The sequence below is a fragment of the Erythrobacter insulae genome (assembly GCF_007004095.1).
Classification (GTDB): domain Bacteria; phylum Pseudomonadota; class Alphaproteobacteria; order Sphingomonadales; family Sphingomonadaceae; genus Erythrobacter; species Erythrobacter insulae.
The window spans coordinates 1788089-1806797 of sequence record NZ_VHJK01000001.1; the positions used below are offsets into that span (position 1 = coordinate 1788089).

Annotated in this window: 24 protein-coding genes; 18 read left to right on the top strand and 6 right to left on the bottom strand. The window is 58.1% G+C overall.

Annotated features, from left to right (window positions below; translation table 11 throughout):
- The first annotated feature begins 115 nt into the window (after positions 1 to 115).
- The 14 genes from hisB (at position 116) to pal (ending at position 8758) form a co-directional block, all read left to right on the top strand.
- A complete protein-coding gene (gene hisB / locus FGU71_RS08510; protein WP_142788166.1) occupies positions 116 to 742 on the top strand; it encodes an imidazoleglycerol-phosphate dehydratase HisB in 627 nt (208 codons plus the stop codon).
- Positions 735 to 1031, top strand: coding sequence for a YciI family protein (locus FGU71_RS08515; protein ID WP_199799166.1), 297 nt, complete (start codon positions 735 to 737; stop codon positions 1029 to 1031). The genes hisB and FGU71_RS08515 overlap by 8 nt, the downstream gene beginning before the upstream one ends.
- Entirely contained in the window at positions 1024 to 1650 is a 627-nt protein-coding gene (gene hisH, locus FGU71_RS08520; protein ID WP_142788167.1) for an imidazole glycerol phosphate synthase subunit HisH, read from the top strand. The genes FGU71_RS08515 and hisH overlap by 8 nt, the downstream gene beginning before the upstream one ends.
- Positions 1647 to 2375: a 1-(5-phosphoribosyl)-5-[(5-phosphoribosylamino)methylideneamino]imidazole-4-carboxamide isomerase gene (hisA, locus tag FGU71_RS08525; RefSeq protein ID WP_142788168.1), complete on the top strand. Its 729-nt coding sequence runs from the start codon at positions 1647 to 1649 to the stop codon at positions 2373 to 2375. Before hisH ends, hisA begins: the two co-directional genes overlap by 4 nt.
- Positions 2376 to 2672, top strand: a complete 297-nt coding sequence (locus FGU71_RS08530) for a hypothetical protein (RefSeq protein WP_142788169.1) — start codon at positions 2376 to 2378, stop codon at positions 2670 to 2672. It abuts the gene before it with no gap.
- Positions 2669 to 3451, top strand: coding sequence for an imidazole glycerol phosphate synthase subunit HisF (hisF, locus tag FGU71_RS08535; RefSeq protein WP_142788170.1), 783 nt, complete (start codon positions 2669 to 2671; stop codon positions 3449 to 3451). The genes FGU71_RS08530 and hisF overlap by 4 nt, the downstream gene beginning before the upstream one ends.
- A gap of 16 nt (positions 3452 to 3467) precedes the next feature.
- Positions 3468 to 3794, top strand: coding sequence for a phosphoribosyl-ATP diphosphatase (locus FGU71_RS08540; RefSeq protein WP_142788171.1), 327 nt, complete (start codon positions 3468 to 3470; stop codon positions 3792 to 3794).
- Between the two features lie 2 nt (positions 3795 to 3796).
- Positions 3797 to 4177 carry a histidine triad nucleotide-binding protein gene (locus FGU71_RS08545; protein WP_142788172.1) on the top strand — a complete coding sequence of 127 codons (381 nt, stop codon included), beginning with the start codon at positions 3797 to 3799 and terminating at the stop codon, positions 4175 to 4177.
- 100 nt (positions 4178 to 4277) lie between these two features.
- On the top strand, positions 4278 to 4736 hold the full coding sequence (locus tag FGU71_RS08550) for a YbgC/FadM family acyl-CoA thioesterase (RefSeq protein WP_142788173.1): 459 nt from the start codon (positions 4278 to 4280) through the stop codon (positions 4734 to 4736).
- A gap of 2 nt (positions 4737 to 4738) precedes the next feature.
- Entirely contained in the window at positions 4739 to 5434 is a 696-nt protein-coding gene (tolQ, locus tag FGU71_RS08555; protein ID WP_142789060.1) for a protein TolQ, read from the top strand.
- A complete protein-coding gene (locus FGU71_RS08560; protein WP_142788174.1) occupies positions 5434 to 5877 on the top strand; it encodes an ExbD/TolR family protein in 444 nt (147 codons plus the stop codon). The genes tolQ and FGU71_RS08560 overlap by 1 nt, the downstream gene beginning before the upstream one ends.
- Positions 5878 to 5899: 22 nt before the next feature.
- On the top strand, positions 5900 to 6754 hold the full coding sequence (locus FGU71_RS08565) for an energy transducer TonB (RefSeq protein ID WP_234035700.1): 855 nt from the start codon (positions 5900 to 5902) through the stop codon (positions 6752 to 6754).
- A gap of 2 nt (positions 6755 to 6756) precedes the next feature.
- Complete coding sequence (gene tolB / locus FGU71_RS08570; protein ID WP_142788175.1) at positions 6757 to 8169, top strand: Tol-Pal system beta propeller repeat protein TolB; 1413 nt, start codon at positions 6757 to 6759, stop codon at positions 8167 to 8169.
- A 70-nt stretch (positions 8170 to 8239) separates the two neighbouring features.
- Positions 8240 to 8758: a peptidoglycan-associated lipoprotein Pal gene (gene pal / locus FGU71_RS08575; RefSeq protein ID WP_185960245.1), complete on the top strand. Its 519-nt coding sequence runs from the start codon at positions 8240 to 8242 to the stop codon at positions 8756 to 8758.
- Between the two features lie 28 nt (positions 8759 to 8786).
- Here the strand turns inward: pal and FGU71_RS08580 are convergent, their stop codons facing one another.
- Positions 8787 to 9023 carry a hypothetical protein gene (locus tag FGU71_RS08580; protein ID WP_142788176.1) on the bottom strand — a complete coding sequence of 79 codons (237 nt, stop codon included), beginning with the start codon at positions 9021 to 9023 and terminating at the stop codon, positions 8787 to 8789.
- A gap of 100 nt (positions 9024 to 9123) precedes the next feature.
- On the opposite strand from FGU71_RS08580, the gene FGU71_RS08585 reads away from it, so the two are divergent.
- The gene (locus FGU71_RS08585) at positions 9124 to 9657 is read left to right on the top strand and encodes a J domain-containing protein (RefSeq protein WP_142788177.1); all 534 of its coding nucleotides are present in this window, start codon (positions 9124 to 9126) and stop codon (positions 9655 to 9657) included.
- A gap of 30 nt (positions 9658 to 9687) precedes the next feature.
- Positions 9688 to 10215, top strand: a complete 528-nt coding sequence (locus FGU71_RS08590; RefSeq protein ID WP_142788178.1) for an NADPH-dependent FMN reductase — start codon at positions 9688 to 9690, stop codon at positions 10213 to 10215.
- On the opposite strand, the gene FGU71_RS08595 is transcribed toward FGU71_RS08590, so the two are convergent.
- From FGU71_RS08595 to FGU71_RS08605, 3 genes are all read right to left on the bottom strand, one after another.
- Positions 10212 to 11018: an SDR family NAD(P)-dependent oxidoreductase gene (locus FGU71_RS08595; protein ID WP_142788179.1), complete on the bottom strand. Its 807-nt coding sequence runs from the start codon at positions 11016 to 11018 to the stop codon at positions 10212 to 10214. The two genes, FGU71_RS08590 and FGU71_RS08595, sit on opposite strands and share 4 nt — an antisense overlap.
- A gap of 40 nt (positions 11019 to 11058) precedes the next feature.
- Entirely contained in the window at positions 11059 to 12387 is a 1329-nt protein-coding gene (locus tag FGU71_RS08600) for a cystathionine gamma-synthase family protein (RefSeq protein ID WP_142788180.1), read from the bottom strand.
- Between the two features lie 275 nt (positions 12388 to 12662).
- Positions 12663 to 14096: an SLC13 family permease gene (locus tag FGU71_RS08605; RefSeq protein WP_142788181.1), complete on the bottom strand. Its 1434-nt coding sequence runs from the start codon at positions 14094 to 14096 to the stop codon at positions 12663 to 12665.
- A 160-nt stretch (positions 14097 to 14256) separates the two neighbouring features.
- Between FGU71_RS08605 and FGU71_RS08610 the strand changes: the two genes are divergently transcribed.
- Positions 14257 to 16200, top strand: coding sequence for a S9 family peptidase (locus FGU71_RS08610; protein WP_142788182.1), 1944 nt, complete (start codon positions 14257 to 14259; stop codon positions 16198 to 16200).
- A gap of 123 nt (positions 16201 to 16323) precedes the next feature.
- Here the strand turns inward: FGU71_RS08610 and infC are convergent, their stop codons facing one another.
- Positions 16324 to 16842 (bottom strand): translation initiation factor IF-3, encoded by a 519-nt coding sequence (infC, locus tag FGU71_RS08615; RefSeq protein ID WP_142788183.1) that lies wholly within the window; start codon positions 16840 to 16842, stop codon positions 16324 to 16326.
- Positions 16843 to 16942: 100 nt separating this feature from the next.
- Positions 16943 to 17686 carry a ligase-associated DNA damage response endonuclease PdeM gene (pdeM, locus tag FGU71_RS08620; RefSeq protein WP_142788184.1) on the bottom strand — a complete coding sequence of 248 codons (744 nt, stop codon included), beginning with the start codon at positions 17684 to 17686 and terminating at the stop codon, positions 16943 to 16945.
- Positions 17687 to 17827: 141 nt separating this feature from the next.
- On the opposite strand from pdeM, the gene hemF reads away from it, so the two are divergent.
- Complete coding sequence (gene hemF / locus FGU71_RS08625; protein WP_142788185.1) at positions 17828 to 18685, top strand: oxygen-dependent coproporphyrinogen oxidase; 858 nt, start codon at positions 17828 to 17830, stop codon at positions 18683 to 18685.
- The last annotated feature ends 24 nt before the right edge of the window (positions 18686 to 18709 follow it).

Below are 18709 nucleotides of genomic sequence, written 5' to 3' on the forward strand. Positions count from 1 at the left end.
GCGGGGCGCGGGTCAAGCGTTAACGAAGATACAGGCGTAGAATCAGTCTGTCAGCCCCCAAATCGAGGCGTCGCTGCATCTTGCACTGACAGCTCACCCGCCTATAGCGCAGAGCATGTCTGAAACCTCTTCCCCCGCCCCTGCAACCGGCCGCACAGGCTCGGTAGAGCGCAACACCGCCGAAACGGCGATCGCGATCACTGTGAATCTCGATGGAACCGGCACCTATGATGTGTCCACCGGCATCGGTTTCCTCGATCATATGGTCGAACAATTTTCGAAACATTCCCTGATTGATGTGTCGATGAAGATCGACGGCGATCTGCATGTGGATCAACACCACACGACCGAGGATTCCGCGATTGCGCTGGGTCAGGCGATTTCCGAAGCGCTTGGCGATAAGGCCGGCATTGGCCGGTATGGTCATGCCTATTCACCGATGGATGAAACGCTGACCCGCGTGGCGCTTGATATATCTGGCCGTCCGTATTTCATCTGGAACGCAAAATTCACTCAGGAAAAACTGGGCGAATGGGATACCGAACTGATCGAGCACTGGTTCCATTCAGTTTCGCAAAGCGCGGGCCTGACGCTGCATTGCGAGCTGCTTTACGGTGCCAACAATCACCACATCTGCGAAAGCCTTTACAAAGGTTTCGCCCGTGCGATGCGCATCGCGGTAGAGCGCGATCCGCGCAAAGGCGGCGCAATCCCGAGCACCAAGGGGCAGCTTGGTGGCTAGCATCTTTATCGCGTCGCTGACCTACACGGTGCCGATCGAAGAAATCGACGCTTTGCTGCCTGCTCATTTGGAATGGCTCAAGGCGGGCCATGCATCCGGCCAGTTTATGGCTTGGGGGCCAAGAGAGCCGCGCGATGGCGGTTTGATTTTCATTCGGGCGCAAAACCGCAGCGAAGCAGAACGCTTTGCCGCGAGCGATCCGTTTATCACCGCAGGCGCCGCCAAAAGCGAAATGATCGAATGGACCCCCCGCTTTGTGGGGCCGGGACTTGAGGCGCTGAGTGGCTGAGATCATTGCCCTGATCGATTATGGCGCAGGCAACCTTCATTCGGTTCATAACGCGCTGAAAGCTGTCGGCGCGAATGTGTCTGTGACTGCTGATCCGAACATTGTGCGGGCGGCGGACCGGATTGTCTTGCCCGGCGTTGGCTCGTTCAAATCGTGTGCCCAGGGTCTGGCCGCGATTGAGGGCATGACAGAGGCCATGACCGAACGTGTGTTGATCGGCGGCGCGCCGTTCCTTGGCATTTGTGTCGGCATGCAATTGCTGGCCACGCGCGGATTGGAACACGGGACGACACCGGGGCTCGATTGGATCGGGGGCGAGGTGCGGCTGATTAAGCCATCAGACCCCGCGATCAAGGTTCCGCATATGGGTTGGAATGATGTCGCGATTATGCCCCATGCGCGCGGATCGGCAGTGGTCGAAGCGGGTGAGGCATATTTTCTCCATTCTTATCACTTTGCCGTGACGGATGCCAAAGATGTCGCAGCCATGACCGACCACGGCGAGGGCCTCGTGGCGGCGGTGGCGCGCGGCAACATTCTGGGCGTGCAATTTCACCCTGAGAAAAGCCAGGCGTATGGCCTTGCGACCCTGACCCGTTTTCTGGAGTGGAACATATGATTGTATTCCCGGCGATTGACCTGAAAGCGGGCGAGGTCGTGCGTCTTGCCGAGGGCGATATGGACCGCGCGACTGTTTATGGTGACAATCCCGCTGCGCAGGCCATGCTGTTTGCACAAGCCGGTGCAGAGTATTTGCACGTCGTTGATCTCGATGGCAGTTTTGCAGGCGCTACCCGGAACCGCGAAGCTGTCGAAGCGATCGTCAAAGCGTTTCCCGGCCATGTGCAACTGGGCGGCGGTATCCGCGATGCGGCTGGCGTCGAGGGCTGGTTCAATCTGGGCGTGTCGCGCGTCGTGATGGGGTCTGCCGCGCTTAAAAATCCCGAATTTGTGAAAGACATGGCGCGCGAATGGGAAGGCGGCATCGTCGTCGCGGTGGACGCGAAAGATGGTATGGTCGCGACCGAGGGCTGGGCCGAGTTGTCCGATGTGCCGGTGGTTGATCTTGCCCGCCGGTTTGAGGACGCAGGCGTTGCCGCTCTTTTGTTTACCGACATTGGCCGTGATGGCTTACTGAAAGGCGTGAACATCGACGCGACCGTCGATCTGGCGCGCCGCGTCGACATTCCAGTCATCGCCAGCGGCGGGGTGAAAGGTATTGATGACATTCACGTGCTCTCGCTCAGCGCGGATGAGGGCATCGAAGGCGTCATCACAGGCCGCGCGCTGTATGAAGGCAAACTCGATCTGGCAGCTGCAATTGCGATGGGAGCGCGGGCGTAAATGATCCGTCTGATCGGCTCCCTTTTCCTGATCCTGACATTTCTTGCAGGCATTACGGTGGCAACGCTCGAGATCGCTTTGATCAATATGGTCGTGTTTCTCGTGCTTGCGCTGGGCGTTGCCAAATTTCTCGAACCGCGTTTCGGGCAAGAGGGGCTGGTATACGGTATGGCGGGCGCGTTTTTTGTCAGCTTCCTATGGCCCTATGTGATGATCCTCGCCAGCGACGGCTGCGAGGGTGACGAATGTCTCGAAACGGAAGTTCGGATCGTAAACCCTCCTGAGAATGCACAATGACTGTCCGTATCCGCGTCATCCCCTGCCTCGACGTCGCCGATGGGCGCGTGGTGAAGGGCGTGAACTTTGTCGATCTGAAAGACGCAGGCGATCCGGTTGAGCAGGCGCGCGCCTATGATGCGGCGGGGGCGGATGAGCTGTGTTTCCTCGATATTTCCGCCACGCATGAAGGCCGGGGCACTTTGCTCGATATCGTAAAGCGCACCGCAGAGGTCTGCTTTATGCCGGTCACGGTTGGCGGCGGGGTTGCATCGGTTGAAGATGCGCGCGCGCTGCTGCTGGCGGGCGCGGACAAGGTCGCGGTGAATTCTGCTGCAGTCAAACGGCCAGAGGTCGTGCGCGAGATTGCCGAGCGTTTCGGCAGCCAGTGTATCGTCGCCAGCGTCGATGCGCGGCGGGTTGTACCGACGACTGGCGAGCCGGGGCCGAAATGGGAAATCTTTACTCATGGTGGGCGAAAACCGACCGGGATCGACGCAATCGAGCACGCGAAGAACATGGCGCAGCTGGGCGCGGGCGAATTGCTTGTCACCAGTATGGACGGCGACGGAACAAAGGCGGGCTACGATCTTGAACTGACCCGTACAATCGCCGATGCGGTCAGCATTCCTGTCATCGCCAGCGGGGGCGTGGGTACGCTGGATCATCTGGTCGATGGAGTGAAAGAAGGGCACGCGAGCGCGGTTCTGGCCGCATCGATCTTTCATTTTGGCCAGCACACAATCACCGAGGCCCACGAAGCGTTGAGAGCGGCGGGCTTGCCCGCGCGCGGCGTTTGAGAGAGAAAGCCGAGCCATGAGCACACACACCGATACTCTTGCGCGTCTTGAAAGAACCATCGCGGCGCGTCGCGGCGCTTCGCCAGACAGCAGCTATGTCGCCAAGCTCAACGCCAAAGGCTTACCGAAAATGGCGCAAAAAGTGGGTGAGGAAGCCACCGAAACCGTGATCGCGGCTGTTTCAGGCAGCAATGAAGAATTGGTCGGTGAAAGCGCCGACCTGCTGTTTCACCTAATGGTGCTGCTCGGCGCGAAAGGCGTTTCGTTCGATCATGTTCTGGCCGAACTGGACCGCCGCGAAGGGCTATCGGGCCTCGATGAAAAAGCGAGCAGGAGCGAGTAACAATGCCGATTGATCCGACGCTGCCCTATAATGATGAAAACATCTTCGCAAAGATTCTGCGCGGGGAAATCCCGTCTAACAAAGTCTATGAGGATGATTGGGCGTTTGCGTTTGAGGATATCAATCCGCAGGCGGAAATCCACACTCTGGTGATCCCAAAAGGGCGCTATGTCAGCTGGGATGATTTCTCTGCCAAGGCGAGCAATGAAGAAATCGGCGGCTTTGTCCGCGCAGTCGGCGAAGTTGCGCGAATGAAGGGGCTGGTGGAGCCCGGTTTTCGGATGATGGCGAATATCGGCGCGCATGGCGGTCAGGAAGTTCCGCACCTGCACGTCCACATCTTTGGCGGTGAGCCATTGGGGCCGATGATCTGCAAGAAATAGCGAAGTTTCGCCGTGCGAGAGACTCGTTTCATCACCATTCATGCAGCTTTGCCCAATCTCGGCTTTCCACCGAATCACGGCTAGGCTAAAAGCGCGCTTAATGGTTAACCCAACTCCTCCTGGCGGTGTATTTGACGGATCGCGGCATCTTTATGCTGTGCGTGTCTATTACGAAGATACCGATCTTTCGGGCATCACCTATCATGCCAATTATCTGCGCTGGTTTGAACGCGCGCGTTCGGATTTGCTGCGCATGCTGAAAATTGATCAGCGCGCAGAAATTGAGGCCGGAGCAGACGGCGGGGCCTATGCGGTTTCTGAAATCCATCTCAAATATCTGCGCCCGGCCAAACTCGATGATGATGTCGTGATCGAAACAACCTGCACGGAACTTGGCGCGGCCAGTTGCCGGATGCACCAGATCGCGCGGCGCGGCGATGAAACGCTGTGCGAGGCCACTTTACGCGTCGGCTATATCTCACTCGAAGGGCGGCCCAAACGGCAGCCTGCGCCGTGGCGCACCGCTTTCCAATCTTTCATGGACCAAGAGGCCTCATGACAATCACACTTGAACTACTCGCTGCCGCTGCACCTACGCGGCTCGATCCGATTGAACTGTTTGTGGACGCGGATATCGTCGTTCAGGCGGTGATGGCGGGCCTGCTGATCGCCAGTGTCGGTGTCTGGACCATCATCGTGTCCTTCAGTTTGCGAATGAACCGAATGGAAGGCCGATCGGCTGATTATGAAGCAGAGTTCTGGGAAACACGCGAGCGCGATGGCTTGCTGACCAAACAGCAACGCCGCGACATTGTTTCGGCGCGGGTCGCTGCGGCGGGTCTGGATGAATGGCGGCGATCAACCTCTGGCGCTGCGATTGACACCGGTGCCGCACGTGATCGCATCAATGCCGCGATGGAAGGGCAAGTCGCGCATGAAGCGGATGAACTGGCTTCGCGCTTGAACTTTCTGGCCACCACCGGATCGGTTGCGCCATTTGTTGGTCTGTTCGGGACAGTCTGGGGCATCATGAACAGCTTTTTTCAGATTGGCGCACAGGAAAGCTCTTCGCTTGCGGTGGTTGCCCCCGGTATTTCGGAGGCGCTGTTCGCCACCGCTATCGGTCTGTTCGCCGCCATCCCCGCGGTGATCGCGTACAACCGTTTTTCAAACCGCGTGAACCGGTACGAGGCCAAGCTTCAACGTTTCGCGGACAGGGTGCATGCCGGGCTAAGCCGCGATCTGGACAAGAAATAATGGCTATGGGGCTTGCCTCTTCGCGTTCGGGCCGCCGGTCGCGGCGTGCTCCCATGGCGGAAATCAACGTCACGCCATTTGTCGATGTGATGCTGGTGCTGCTCATCATTTTCATGGTGACCGCGCCGCTCTTGGCCGTGGGCGTGCCGATTGAACTGCCGGATAGCCGGGCAAATCCGGTGGAGCAGACGCCCGAACAGATCACCATTTCGGTCGATGGGGACGGGGTGATCTATATCGATAACGAAGCCGTTGCCGTGGGCGCTTTCCCCGAAGCACTGGCCGCGATCGAGCGCCGCGCCACTGGCCAGCTGCCGATTATCGTTTTTCGCGGGGACAGGGCGGTGGAATACGGGCGGACGATGGCGGTCCTTGGCGAGTTAAACCGCGCTGGTTTTACCAATATATCGTTGGTCACCAGCGGTTCAGTCTCGCCGCCATAATTTGCTCAATATGTCAGAGGCTATGATCCAACAGACCGGCATCTTTCGCAAAGAAGACAGCATCGCGCTGCCGCTGGCGATTGCGCTGCATGTTGGCGTTGCAGCGATATTGGTGCTGCAACCTGTGCGTGACGAGGTTATGCCGTTTCCCGAGCGGATGAGTGTGAGCCTTGCCACCGAAGTCAGTCTTGAGGCGACCGCGCCGGATCCTGTCGCGCAAAGCAGTGCTGCGATCGCGCCTGTTCTGGGTGAGGTTCTTGCGCCCGAGAATCCCGAAACGCCTGCAGAAGCTGTCCCGGAAACGCCGGCTTCGCCGCCTGTTACAGTAACGCGCCGTACCGCGGCCGCCCCTGCACAAAGCCCGTCTCGCGATCGCTCGCGGCCTGATCGCACACAGTCGAAGCCTGCGGCAAAACCCGCAGCAAAACCCGCAGCAAAACCTGTATCAACTCCTGCCCGCGCCGCCGAACGCGGCGGCGGCAGCCGGATCGGTGATGATTTTCTGCCGGGGCAGGGCAGCTCAACCACGACACAGGAAACGCGCGCACCGGCGGCGACATTTGGCCGGACAGAGCGGGCCGCTCTTTCCTCTGCCATTACGCGGCAATTGCGCCGTCATTGGACCGCGCCCAACGGGGTTGATGCCGAATTGCTGGTTTCGACTGTTTCATGGGAACTGAACCAAGACGGTTCGCTCAAGGGAAATCCCACCTGCCGGACCGATCCGGGCAGTATCAACGCATCCAACAGCCCTCAGGCGGGCTTGCATTGCGACCGTGCAATCCGTGCGGTTCGGCGCGCTGCGCCTTTTAACTTACCCGAGCAGTTCTATAGTCGTTGGGACGAGCTTGAATGGCAATTCGACAGAAGGCTTTGATTATGAGATTTACGATTTTCCTCGCTGCGTGCGCGGGCATTCTGGCCGCACCTGTCGGGGCGCAAAATCAAGACCTTGGAGAGCCTTTGGGCGAAGGGGGCACTGTCGCGGATGTCGCAATTGATGGCGATTCCGGCGATGATGACGGGCCGCTTCGCGGGACTGTAACCGATGAAAGCGACTGGTCCGATATCGGCATTGCCATCCCCGCATTTGCCACTGCGCGCGATCAGGCCACGCCTGCCAATGGCGATGGCACTGCCGCGCTTGGCCGCGAAATCGCCCGGGTGATCACAGCAAACCTGCGGAACAACGGGCTGTTCAAACCGGTCGGTCCCGACAGCCTGCCGCAGCCCGGCTTTGCGCAAATCCGTTCACCCAGCTGGGGAACATGGGGCGGACGCGGTGCGGAAATGCTGGTTCATGGCTATGCCAATGCCCGGCCTGATGGTTCGCTGGTGGTTGGCTGTTATCTGTATGATGTCGCGCTTCAGGATGAATTGATCCGCGAAGGCTACGAAGTGCGCCCTGCCGATTGGCGGCGCGCGGCGCACAAATGCTCCGATCTTGTCTATGCCCGTCTAACCGGGGAAAGCCCGTTTTTCGACAGCCGCATCGCATATATCGCCGAAACAGGACCAAAGGATAAACGCGTCAAACGCCTTGCGGTGATGGACAGCGACGGGGCAAACCACCGCTTCCTGACCCTGGGCAGCGCCACGGCGCTTACACCGCGATATTCGCCCGATTATTCCAAGATTATGTATCTGTCCTATGTCGATGGAAACCCGCGGATCTATGTCTACAATATCGGGACTGGCCAACAGCAGCTGGTGACCGAAAACAGCAATCCGACGCTGGCCCCGCGGTGGTCGCCCGATGGCAATTCTGTGCTGTATTCCATGGCGGTTGCAGGCAATACCGACATTTACCGCGTCCCAGTTGACGGAGGGCGCAGCGTCCGATTGACCAACACGCCGGGCATCGACATCGGCGGGTCATATTCACCGGACGGATCGAAAATCGTGTTTGAAAGCGATCGTTCCGGATCACAGCAATGCTATGTCATGGATGCGGACGGATCGAACCAGAAACGCATCAGCTTTTTCGGGGGCCGCTGCGCGACGCCTGAATGGAGCCCGCGCGGGGACCAGATCGCGTTCACGCGCATCGCCGGTGATTTCAACGTTGCGGTGATGTCACCCAGCGGCCGCGGGATGCGTGTGTTAACCAAGGGCTGGCAGGATGAAGCCCCAACCTGGGCGCCGAATGGCCGCATCATCCAGTTTTTCCGCACGGAACGCAATTCGGGCCGCTCCGGTCTGTGGCAGGTCGATTTGACCGGCGCCAATGAACGACGTCTGCCGACACCGGTCGATGCCTCTGACCCGGCATGGGGTCCGATCCGCAATTGATTTTTCAACAGTGCAACTTTCACGGGGTTGCTCCCGAATACCAAAGGCCATTCTCGAAAGGATGAGAATTATGAATACGATGAAAGCAACAATGCTGCTGGTCGCTTCGGCCACTGCTCTTGCCGCTTGTTCCAAAAAACCGCCCGAAGAACTGCCGCCTGCGCCGATTACCTCGCCGACGCCGGCTCCAATTGACAGCGCGCCGCGTCAGTCAGGCCCGATTGTGGGTTCGCAAGACCATTTCGCCAACGCTGTGGGCAGTTCGACCGTGATCTATTTCGATACGGACCGGTTCAACATCGACAGCAGCGATGCCGCCGCGCTTCAGGCGCAGGCTCAGTATTTCGCGCAATATCCGCAGCTGACCTTTACCGTCGAAGGCCACGCCGATGAGCGCGGTACCCGCGAATACAACCTCGCTCTGGGTGAGCGCCGCGCCAATTCGGCCAAGAATTATCTGGTGAGTCTGGGTGTGGATTCCAATCGCATCCGCACGGTCAGCTATGGCAAGGAACGCCCTGTCGCGCTGGCCTCAAACGAGGCGGCGTGGGCGCAGAACCGCCGCGCAGCCAGCATTGTTATCAATTGATCTGATCTGATCTGATCTGGATCTTGGATCAGCCATTCAGGCCGGGTGCAAACTCGGCCTGAATGGTCAGCGGCTGAACCGCAGCCGATGGCGCGTTTGCCGAACCAATCATGCCATTGACCGAGGCAAGGCATAGAAATGCCAGCGCAAGTGCGGAAAACAGGCTGGAAAAGGCAAGTTGCTGGCTCATCAGGATCTCGTATTTGGCTGGTCGGTCAAATGCCCGATAACGCCGATTGGTAAACGTGTTATTGCAATGCAACATTTCACATCGAAACTGGTTCCTAACATTCAACGCCTTTGCATTCCGCGCCACCTCCCCTAGGTAAAGCGCACAATGCTCTCGATAAACAACACACATTCCGATGCCTAAGGCGCGCCGTTCAGACGATTGGGGCTTTCCCCGTTGGCGCTCGTACGAATCCTCGCGTGAGACAGTGGCTCAGCGTGAATGCGACAGGCATGGCTGCGGCGAGGCGGGCCTATGCCCTGCGCCAAAGTCTCCCAACAGCCCCGACAGGTGGTATTTCTGCCAGAAACATGCGGCGGAATACAACAAGGGTTGGGATTACTTCGAAGGGCTCGATAAAGAGCAGAAAGAAGAGCGCGCCAAATCCGAGCGTCAGGAAAGCGCCGGCTATGCCGAGGCTTCGCACTATGGCTGGACCGGTTCCGGCGATGGGTCGCGCAGCGCCGACGAGATGATGGCGCTAGAGGTGCTGGAGCTTGAGGCTGACGCCGATTACCCTACGATCAAGAAAGCATACCGCGCCAAGGCCAAGGAAGTTCACCCCGATGTAAAACCGGGCGATGACGAGGCCGCCAAGCAGTTTCAGGCCATTCAGGTCAGTTACGAAGTGTTGCGCGCTGCCGAAGAACGCCGCGAGTGGAAAGGGTGATCCCGATCACATTGTAATCAGGAGGTTACCATGCGCATCCTGGCCTTTGCCGCCAGCAATTCATCAGTCTCGATCAATCAACAGCTCGCGGCCTATGCGGCCGGGCTGGCTGAGGGTGCCGAGATCGAGATGCTGGATATTCACGACTATGAAATGCCGATTTACCGCCACGACCGCGAAGAAGCGGCCGGCATTCCGCAGCTCGCGCATGATTTCCTTGCGAAAGTCGGTTCGGCAGATGCGCTGATCATCTCTTTTGCAGAGCATAACGGAATATACACTGCGGCGTTCAAGAACCTGTTTGACTGGTGCAGCCGGGTGGGCCGCGATGTCTGGCAGGACAAACCGATGGTGCTGCTGTCAACATCCCCCGGCGGACGCGGGGGCAAGGGTGTGCTTGAATTTGCCGCCGGTCACATACCGCGTTTTGGCGGCAATCTGGCCGGGCATATGTCCGTCCCGAGTTTCGGCGAAAATTTTGATGTTGATGCCGGAAAGCTGATTGATGCCGAACTGGATGCGCAACTGAAAGAATTGATCGCGGCGCTCGCGAGTTAATCTTTTGGTTTGCCGCCGGTGTTGATCTGCGGGTTGGGATTGTCATTCCACCACGGTGTATCGGTCCATGGCCGCGCGTCGATTTCGTGGGTCCAGCAATTGCGCGGTTGCTGAGACAGGTGCCAATAGGTTTCAGCAAGCGCGGCGGGATCAATTACCCCGTCCTCGCCCTTCATGGCCTTATATGCTTCGAAATTGTCACCCAGCATCTTGCCAAGGGTATCAGGCGCATCGACCGATCCATCCACCACGACATGCGCGATATGAATGCCTTGCGGTGCGAATTCTGCGTTGAGTGTCTGGCATAGCATTCGCCGCCCGCCCATCGCGGCGGCGTGACTGTGCTGACCGGCATTCCCGCGCACGGCAGAGGTCGCAGAGGTGACCAGCATTGTGCCTTTACCCCGCTCGGCCATCGCCGGGAACATGGCATGGGCAAGCCGGAACAGGCCAAAAGTGCCAAGCCGCCAGCCAAGCTCGAATGTGCGGTGCGGCGTGTCTTGCAGCGCGCGGTTCCCGATCTGCGCGCCGAGATTGTAGAGCGCGCAATCAATCGGTCCGATGTCACGTTCGGTCCGTTCCACCAATTGTTCGATCGAGCCGTCTTCTGCCGCATTGAGCAGAGTGCCGCTGGCGCTGCCTCCTGCTTCCTCGATCTGGCTTACAAGCCGCGCAAGGCCTGCTTCATCTGATCGCCGTGCAAGCGCCGCGTGATAGCCGCCCGCCGCAAAGCGCGCTGCCGCATGGCCGCCAATCCCGGCGCCGGCTCCGATGACAAGAAATACTGGTTTGCGTGTCGGCACGGCTCTCTCCCGATTGGTTCGGGAGAGAGTAGGCCAGCAATCAGACGTGTTCCAGTGCCTGCGCGAAATCTGCAATCAGATCATCGGCGTCTTCGATCCCCACGCTGATCCGAACCAGATTGTCTGTGATCCCAAGCGCGTCTTTGCGTTCTTGCGGTACAGACAGGTGTGTCATCGCGGCAGGATGGCTGGCGAGCGTCTCTGTCCCGCCGAGGCTGACCGCGAGTTTGGCAATGGTGAGATTGTCGAGGAAACGGAAACTTTCCGCCTCGCCGCCTTTGATAAATACGCTGAATGTGCTGCCGGCGCCTTTGCAGTGGCGATCATAGATATCCTGCTGGCGCGGATCATCGATCAGGCCGAGATAGCCCAAGCCTTCGACTTTGGGATGGCTTTTCAGAAAATCACAGACCTTTGCCGCGTTCTCGCCCGCGCGCTGCATCCGCAGTTCAACCGTTTCAAGGCTACGCAGAAGCATCCATGCCGTGTTCGGATCAACGATGCCGCCCATCGTGTTGCGCAGCGCGCGCACCGGGTCCATCCATGTTTTCGCGCCCGCAATCGATCCTGCAACGAGGTCCGAATGACCGCCGACATATTTGGTTAGCGAGTAGCACACGATGTCTGCGCCGTGATCGAGCGGACGCTGCCACAGCGGGCCAAGGAACGTGTTGTCGATCGCGATCGGGCATCGCTGTTCATTTGGCCCATTCAGGTTTGCATCGCGCGCTTCTTTTACCGCTTCGATATCGACCAGAGCGTTGGTCGGGTTCGCCGGGCTTTCGAGATAGATCATGGCGACTTTTCCGCCATTTTCGCCCGCTTGTTTTTTGGCGCGTTTCAGCACGTCATCCAATTCTTCGCGGGTCGCACCGGCTGGGAAATCGACATAGGTCACGCCGAATTTGGACAGGAACTTCGATACGAAGCCTTCGGATGCGGCATAAAGCGGGCCGGAATGGACGATCACATCGCCTTGGCTGACATAGGCCATCATCAGGATGCAGATCGCGGTCATGCCGGATGAAAATGTCAGCGCATCTTCCGCGCCGTCCCATACAGACAGGCGGTCTTCGAGGATTTCCTGATTGGGGCCGTTAAAGCGCGAATAGACGAGCCCTTCCGCGCCGCCTGCGCGTTTGCCGGTGATGCCTTCGAAATGGCGTTTTCCTGCCGCTGCGCTTTCAAATGCAAACGTCGATGTCAGGAAAATCGGAGCCTTGAGCGAGCCTTCTGATAGAACCGGATCATAGCCGTGACCCATCATCAGGGTCGATGGTTTCAACTCGCGCCCGCCAATGCTGGTCTTTTCCGGTTTGGGTTTGCGGCGCGGGGTGGGGGTTTCAATGGCGTCGATTGCGTCGGTCATACGCGTACCTTCCAGAACATACGCCCCCAGGAAGGCAGGAGCTCATTGGCAGGGCTGCGGGCGCCCGTTTCTAACCTCCGCAGAAACGCTTCTCCCGTAAAGCCGTGCAATGGGTAATCGGTATCGCGAAGAAGTTTCATTTGCAACCGGTTGACCAGCGGATTTCCGCAAACCTATCGGCCATTCGGTGGCTCGGAAACGTCATGCAGATAGACAGCGACCGGGTTTGAGACCGCCAGCAGCCGGCCCGGACGCGGCCAGACACGCATTGCCGCTTAGACCACCGCCGCCACCGCCCAGACACCTGTAACGATCAGGAAAACACCAACGATATCGAGCACAAATCCCGCGCCGACCATGCGTTCTATGCGGATCCGTTCGGTGCTCCATGCAATCGCATTCGGTCCGGTGCCCGCTGGAAGCATAAAGCCCCAGCTGGCCGCCAGCGCAGCCGGCATCGCCAGCAGGATCGGATCTGCGCCCAAAGCAACAATCAGCGCCGCAATGACGGGAATGATGCCGGTCGCGGTCGCGACATTGCTGGCAAATTCGGTGATGACAATGATCATCGCGACCACGCACAGGGCAACAACGAACAGCGGCAGCGTTTCGAGCGGCAGCAAAGCCTCGCCCAGCCACGTGGCGAGGCCCGATGCATCCATTCCTGCGGCAAGCGCAAGCCCGCCGCCGAACATCATGATCACGCCCCACGGTGCGCGGTTTGCCTCTTTCCAGTTGAGCAGCGGACGGCCCGTGCCATCGGGGATCAGAAACAGTGCAAAGCTGGCGATGATTGCGATTGTGCCGTTGGTCCACGATCCGTCAGGCAGAAACGGGCGCACCAATCCAACCGTCATCCAAGCAACAAATGTAAGCGCCACAACCGGGATCAGCCGTTTTTCCGCGCTCGACCATGCGGCATGATCGTCGATGGCTTTGCGTGCAGCGCCAACGTCAAACGGGTGATCGGCCACGCGTTGAAATTTGGCGATGATAAACGCCGCGAGCGGCACCGACACGATGACAATCGGCAGGCCATACAGCGTCCACATCGCAAAGGTGATCTCCATGCCGATCATCGTGTCGAGCAGGCCCACGGCAATCGCATTGGTTGGCGATCCGACAATCGTCCCAAGTCCGCCGATAGAAGCGGCAAAGGCAATGCCCATCGGCAACGCTCCGGAAAGCCCTTCTTTGTTTAGCACTTCGGATGGCGGGGAAGTCGGCGATAGCCCCTCTCCGCCAGCCAGAACCGCAAGCGCCATCGGCATCATGATCAGCGCAGTCGATGTGTTGGAGATCAACATCGAAAGCAGCGCAGCCGAAATCATAAAGGCAAGCAGCAGCTGTACCTGACCGCCGCCGCGCCCGACGACACGCAGAATCGCGAGGCTCAATCGTTTGTGCAATCCCGTGCGCTCTATCGCCAGCGCCAGAAATGCGCCGCCAAGCAGCAGAAACAAGATGGGCGAATAATATGTGCTGGCAACCTCGCGCGCGCTTGAAACACCGGCGAATGGCAAGATCACAAACGGCAGCAAGGCTGTGGCGGTTAGCGGCACGGCCTCTGTCATCCACCACGCGGCCATCCAGACCACGAGCCCGGCCACCAGCCAGCCTTCTGCGCTCATCCCCGCAGGGGGCGCGTTAAACGCGGTGATCGCAAATATCGCAGGGCCAAAAACAAGGCCGATACGGCGCGCTGTCATTGTTTCTGTCCCCTCCGCCGCACGTTACCGCAGCCGAGCTAGCAACAGCGTCAAGGCAGCGCAATCGTTGCCGCTTGCCCTTGATGACCGTGCACCCTACCGTTTGCCCATCCATGCGCCCGACAAGGGGGGAGGGCGCCGATTTTACAGGAGAGTTTTGATGCGAATCCATTTCCAATTGGCCGCTGCGGTATCGCTGATGGCGCTGTCTGCACCGGCGATCGCCCATGAAGAGCGTGCCGCCGCCGCAAGTGCACAAGCGAGCGCGGAAGCCGAAGCTGTTAAAACCTACACTGCAGAGCAGTTTTACAATTCGACGGCGTTCGGCCTTGGTTCGTCCGGCGGGCATGTGTTTTCAGCCGATGGCGAATATGTGCTCATCAATTCAGACCGTAGCGGTGTGTTCAACGCCTATCTGCTGCCTGTTGGTGGAGGCGAACCGATTGCGCTGACTGATTCAACGACCAATGCGATCTTTGCCAGCACGTTCTTTCCCGATGATAACCGGATCATCTATGGCTCGGATGGCGGTGGAGACGAGCTGAACCATGTCTATCTGCGCGAGCTTGATGGAAGCGTGCGCGATTTGACACCGGGTGAAGGCCACACAGCGAGCTTTGCCGGATGGAGCGCAGACGGCGAAAGCTTCTACGTGTCTTCGAATGAGCGCAATCCGCAGGCGTTCGACATTTATGTCTATGATGCGGATGATTATTCGCGTGAATTGCTGTTCGAAAATCCGGGCCAATTTTTCCCGGGCGACATGTCCGATGATGGCCGCTGGATGGTTGTTTCGCGTAACAATTCCAGCGCCGACAGCGATCTTTTCCTGGTCGATCTGCAAGGCGACAAGACGCCGAAATTGATCACCGAACACGAAGGCAATATCAGCTATGGCAGCTATGGCTTTACCCGCGACAGCTCCAAACTGATCTATGCCACCAACGAACTCGGCGAATTCAATCAGGCGATGACTTATGATCTGGCGACCGGAGAAACCGCGCCATATCTGAAAGCCGATTGGGATGTCAGTTTTGTCAGCTTTTCCCCCAGCGGACGATACCGCGTAAGCGGCGTGAACGCCGATGCGTTGACTGAGGTCACTCTGCTGGATCAGCAAAGCGGGACCGAAGTTGCCTTGACCGGCGTGCCGGAAGGCAATTTGGGCGGTATCCGGTTCAGCGAAGATGAAAGCCGGATTGCATTCACGCTGTCATCTGACACATCGCCTTCTGATATCTATGTCGCGGATCTCGCGTCGGGAGAGGCGATGCGGCTGACCAGCGCGCTTAATCCCGCGATCGACGAAGATGATCTGGTCACCGCGACCATCGGTCGGTTCGCGAGCTATGACGGGGTCGAAGTTCCCGGCGTACTGTACCGTCCCCACGGTGCCGATGCCGAAAATCCGGTACCGGCTATTGTCTGGGTGCATGGCGGGCCCGGCGGACAAAGCCGGCGCGGTTACAACCCGGCGATCCAGCATCTCGTAAACAACGGCTATGCCGTCTATGCGATCAACAATCGCGGCTCGTCCGGTTATGGCAAGACGTTCTTTCATATGGATGACAAACGCCACGGCGACGCCGACCTGAAAGATGTCGTCGCATCCAAAGCCTATTTACAGGGCATGGATTGGGTCGCCGATGATCGGATTGCGATCATGGGCGGATCGTATGGCGGATACATGGTCGCAGCGGCTTTAGCCTTTGAACCCGAAGTGTTTGACGCGGGCGTCAATATCTTTGGCGTGACCAACTGGGTGCGGACACTCAAATCGATCCCGGCATGGTGGGGCGCAAACCGAATTGCGCTTTATGATGAACTGGGCGACCCGGAGACGGATGAAGAACGCCTGCGCGCAATCTCGCCGTTGTTCCATGCATCAAACATCGTGAAACCGATGCTGGTGGTCCAAGGCGCGAATGACCCGCGCGTGCTGCAGGTTGAAAGCGACGAGCTGGTCGCTGCCGTCAAAGCGAACGGTGTACCGGTCGAATATGTCCTGTTCGAAGATGAGGGCCACGGCTTCCGTAAAAAGGAAAACCGGATTGAGGCATCAGAAGCGTATTTGACTTTCGTCGACGAGCATATCGGACGCTGATAGCCATAGCGCCTTTGTAAAGGACGCATACAAAAAGGCGGAAAAAGAGAGCATGTGCTTTCTTTTTCCGCCCTTTTTGTTTCTGCACCGGCGTACACCGTGGCGTAAACCGTGTGCGGCGTATTATTTCGGTGAGAGCACCATCAGCATCTGGCGCCCTTCGAGGCGCGGGAATGCTTCGACCTTGGCGATATCCGCGACATCATCCTGAACCCGCTTGAGCAGATCCATGCCGAGGTGCTGGTGCGCCATTTCGCGGCCACGGAAACGCAAGGTGACTTTGACCTTGTCGCCATTGTTGATGAATTTATCGACGTTCCGCATCTTCACGTCATAATCATGCGTGTCGATATTAGGACGCATTTTGACTTCTTTGATGTCCTGCGTCTTTTGCGATTTGCGCGCCAGGTTGGCTTTTTTCTGGGCTTCGAAGCGATATTTGCCGACATCCAGAAATTTGCACACCGGTGGGTCCGCATTCGGGGACACTTCGACAAGGTTAAGGCCTTTTTCGTTGGCCTGTTCTGTCGCTTCTTTGGTGAACATCACGCCAAGGTTTTCGCCTTCGTCATCAATGACGCGGACCTTGGGGACTTGAATGAAACTATCGTAGCGAGGGCCGCTTTTAGTAGGCGGGGCCATCGAACGCCGAGGTGGACGAGCTATGTGAGAATCTCCTGTAATAGCCTTGGTGTTTAAGCGCTTTATGTAGTGCCTGCAGGGCGGAAACGCCAGATGAGTCTTAAGCTGCGGCGCGATAAAGCGGAAATGTGACCAATTTGCCCTTTGCAGGCAGCACAGCATCAATTCGGCTGGCAGGGCCAAGAGCGTCCAGAATTTCAGGCGATCCTGCATCCATTCCGCCTGTATAGGCCCCAAACGCGGGTAAGATCATCCGATCTCCCTGTCGCGCATGTTGCCCCGTATGTTGTCCCGTTTTCTGTCCCGCTTGCCGGCTGATAACGCCGCATGGTCGGGCGATATGGCGGTTTCTCACCTTTAGCCGCATTTTCGGATGGTAATGACCTGAAAGCTCCGCCCGTGTTTCGCCCCGTTTTGCCTCATGGCGCAAAATGATCCCATTAATCTCCAGCTCTTCGACCAAAGTCGCCCCAAAACTGCGATGCATATTTTCATCGTGATTGCCCGTGATCCACACCCAGTCGAGCGCGCGGGTAAGCGCCTCCAACATGCCGGCCGCATAGGGATCGAGCCGGTGGGTGCCCGCATCGTCATGAAAATTGTCGCCCAGCGTGATCACCCGCCGCGCGCCGGTTGCTTTGACGCTATCGGCAATCCGCTCCAGCGTTTCGCGGCTGTCATAGGGCGGCAGCATCTGGCCATGTTTGGCATACCAGCTGCCTTTTTCCAGATGCAGATCCGCAACCAGCAACGCGCGTTCACTCGGCCAGAAAAGCGCGTTGCTTTTCATCAGGACCAGCTCTTCTCCGGCGAAATCCAGTGGGGCGAACGAAACGGGAACCATGCACAGCCTTTGGCGCGGTCTCCCGTGTTTTGCAAGCATGATCGCGGGCAACAGGCTGTTGACTTGATCTGTGTCAAAGCGGATGGACAGCAGGACTGTCATAGCGCGTTGCGTGACCGAAATCGGACGGAGAATTATTGAATGAGCGATTGGGCGCCTAAGACGGCACAAGCGAAAGAATGGTTTGAAGGCCTGCGTGATCAAATTTGCGCAGCGTTTGAATCGATCGAGCGTGACAATGGCTCCGACGCAGCGTTTGAATACACCCCGTGGCAACGCGAGGAAGAGGGCAATGAAGACCCCGGCGGCGGTGTTCAGGGTTTAATGAAGGGCAAAGTGTTCGAAAAAGTCGGGGTGAATGTTTCGACCGTGCGCGGCAATTTCCCCAAGGAATTCGCGGCCAATATCAACGGCGCGGATCCTGAAAATCCTGGCTTCACCGCGACTGGCATCAGTCTTGTCGCGCATATGCACAATCCGCATGTGCCGGCGGTTCATATGAATTGCCGGTTCCTGACCACGGGCAAAGCATGGTTTGGCGGGGGCGCGGACCTTAACCCGCCGATTCCTTACGAAGAAGACACAGAGGAATTCCATGCGAGTATGCGCGCGGCGTGTATGGCGCACAATCCGACCTATTATGATCGTTACAAGAAATGGGCGGATGAATATTTCTACATCCCGCACCGCGAAGTCCATCGCGGGGTAGGCGGCATTTTCTGCGACCATCTGGAATGTGATGATGATGCCGCGTGGGAACGCAACTATGCGTTCATTCAGGACATCGGCAAACAATTCCTCGATGTTTACCCGAAAATCGTGCGCAAGCGGATGGCAACCGAATTCACACCCGAAGACGAAGCCGAGATGTTCGAATATCGCGGGCGCTATGCCGAATTCAACCTGGTCTATGACCGGGGCACGATCTTTGGCCTGAAAACAGGCGGAAACATCGATGCAATCCTGATGAGCCTCCCCCCAAGGGCAACGTGGAGTTGAACCGCCACGCGCTTACTGTAAAGC

Excerpts from the sequence above, each read along its gene's own strand:
- tolB (WP_142788175.1), top strand. The coding sequence starts at position 6,757 with ATGAGATTTACGATTTTCCTCGCTGCGTGCGCGGGCATTCTGGCCGCA.
- FGU71_RS08590 (WP_142788178.1), top strand. The coding sequence starts at position 9,688 with ATGCGCATCCTGGCCTTTGCCGCCAGCAATTCATCAGTCTCGATCAAT.
- FGU71_RS08550 (WP_142788173.1), top strand. The coding sequence starts at position 4,278 with ATGGTTAACCCAACTCCTCCTGGCGGTGTATTTGACGGATCGCGGCAT.
- hisF (WP_142788170.1), top strand. The coding sequence starts at position 2,669 with ATGACTGTCCGTATCCGCGTCATCCCCTGCCTCGACGTCGCCGATGGG.
- FGU71_RS08545 (WP_142788172.1), top strand. The coding sequence starts at position 3,797 with ATGCCGATTGATCCGACGCTGCCCTATAATGATGAAAACATCTTCGCA.
- FGU71_RS08540 (WP_142788171.1), top strand. The coding sequence starts at position 3,468 with ATGAGCACACACACCGATACTCTTGCGCGTCTTGAAAGAACCATCGCG.
- FGU71_RS08605 (WP_142788181.1), bottom strand. The coding sequence starts at position 14,096 with ATGACAGCGCGCCGTATCGGCCTTGTTTTTGGCCCTGCGATATTTGCG.
- hisB (WP_142788166.1), top strand. The coding sequence starts at position 116 with ATGTCTGAAACCTCTTCCCCCGCCCCTGCAACCGGCCGCACAGGCTCG.
- FGU71_RS08610 (WP_142788182.1), top strand. The coding sequence starts at position 14,257 with ATGCGAATCCATTTCCAATTGGCCGCTGCGGTATCGCTGATGGCGCTG.
- pdeM (WP_142788184.1), bottom strand. The coding sequence starts at position 17,686 with ATGGTTCCCGTTTCGTTCGCCCCACTGGATTTCGCCGGAGAAGAGCTG.
- FGU71_RS08585 (WP_142788177.1), top strand. The coding sequence starts at position 9,124 with ATGCCTAAGGCGCGCCGTTCAGACGATTGGGGCTTTCCCCGTTGGCGC.
- pal (WP_185960245.1), top strand. The coding sequence starts at position 8,240 with ATGAATACGATGAAAGCAACAATGCTGCTGGTCGCTTCGGCCACTGCT.
- FGU71_RS08565 (WP_234035700.1), top strand. The coding sequence starts at position 5,900 with ATGATCCAACAGACCGGCATCTTTCGCAAAGAAGACAGCATCGCGCTG.
- FGU71_RS08530 (WP_142788169.1), top strand. The coding sequence starts at position 2,376 with ATGATCCGTCTGATCGGCTCCCTTTTCCTGATCCTGACATTTCTTGCA.
- hisA (WP_142788168.1), top strand. The coding sequence starts at position 1,647 with ATGATTGTATTCCCGGCGATTGACCTGAAAGCGGGCGAGGTCGTGCGT.
- FGU71_RS08580 (WP_142788176.1), bottom strand. The coding sequence starts at position 9,023 with ATGTTGCATTGCAATAACACGTTTACCAATCGGCGTTATCGGGCATTT.
- hemF (WP_142788185.1), top strand. The coding sequence starts at position 17,828 with ATGAGCGATTGGGCGCCTAAGACGGCACAAGCGAAAGAATGGTTTGAA.
- FGU71_RS08560 (WP_142788174.1), top strand. The coding sequence starts at position 5,434 with ATGGCTATGGGGCTTGCCTCTTCGCGTTCGGGCCGCCGGTCGCGGCGT.
- FGU71_RS08600 (WP_142788180.1), bottom strand. The coding sequence starts at position 12,387 with ATGACCGACGCAATCGACGCCATTGAAACCCCCACCCCGCGCCGCAAA.
- infC (WP_142788183.1), bottom strand. The coding sequence starts at position 16,842 with ATGGCCCCGCCTACTAAAAGCGGCCCTCGCTACGATAGTTTCATTCAA.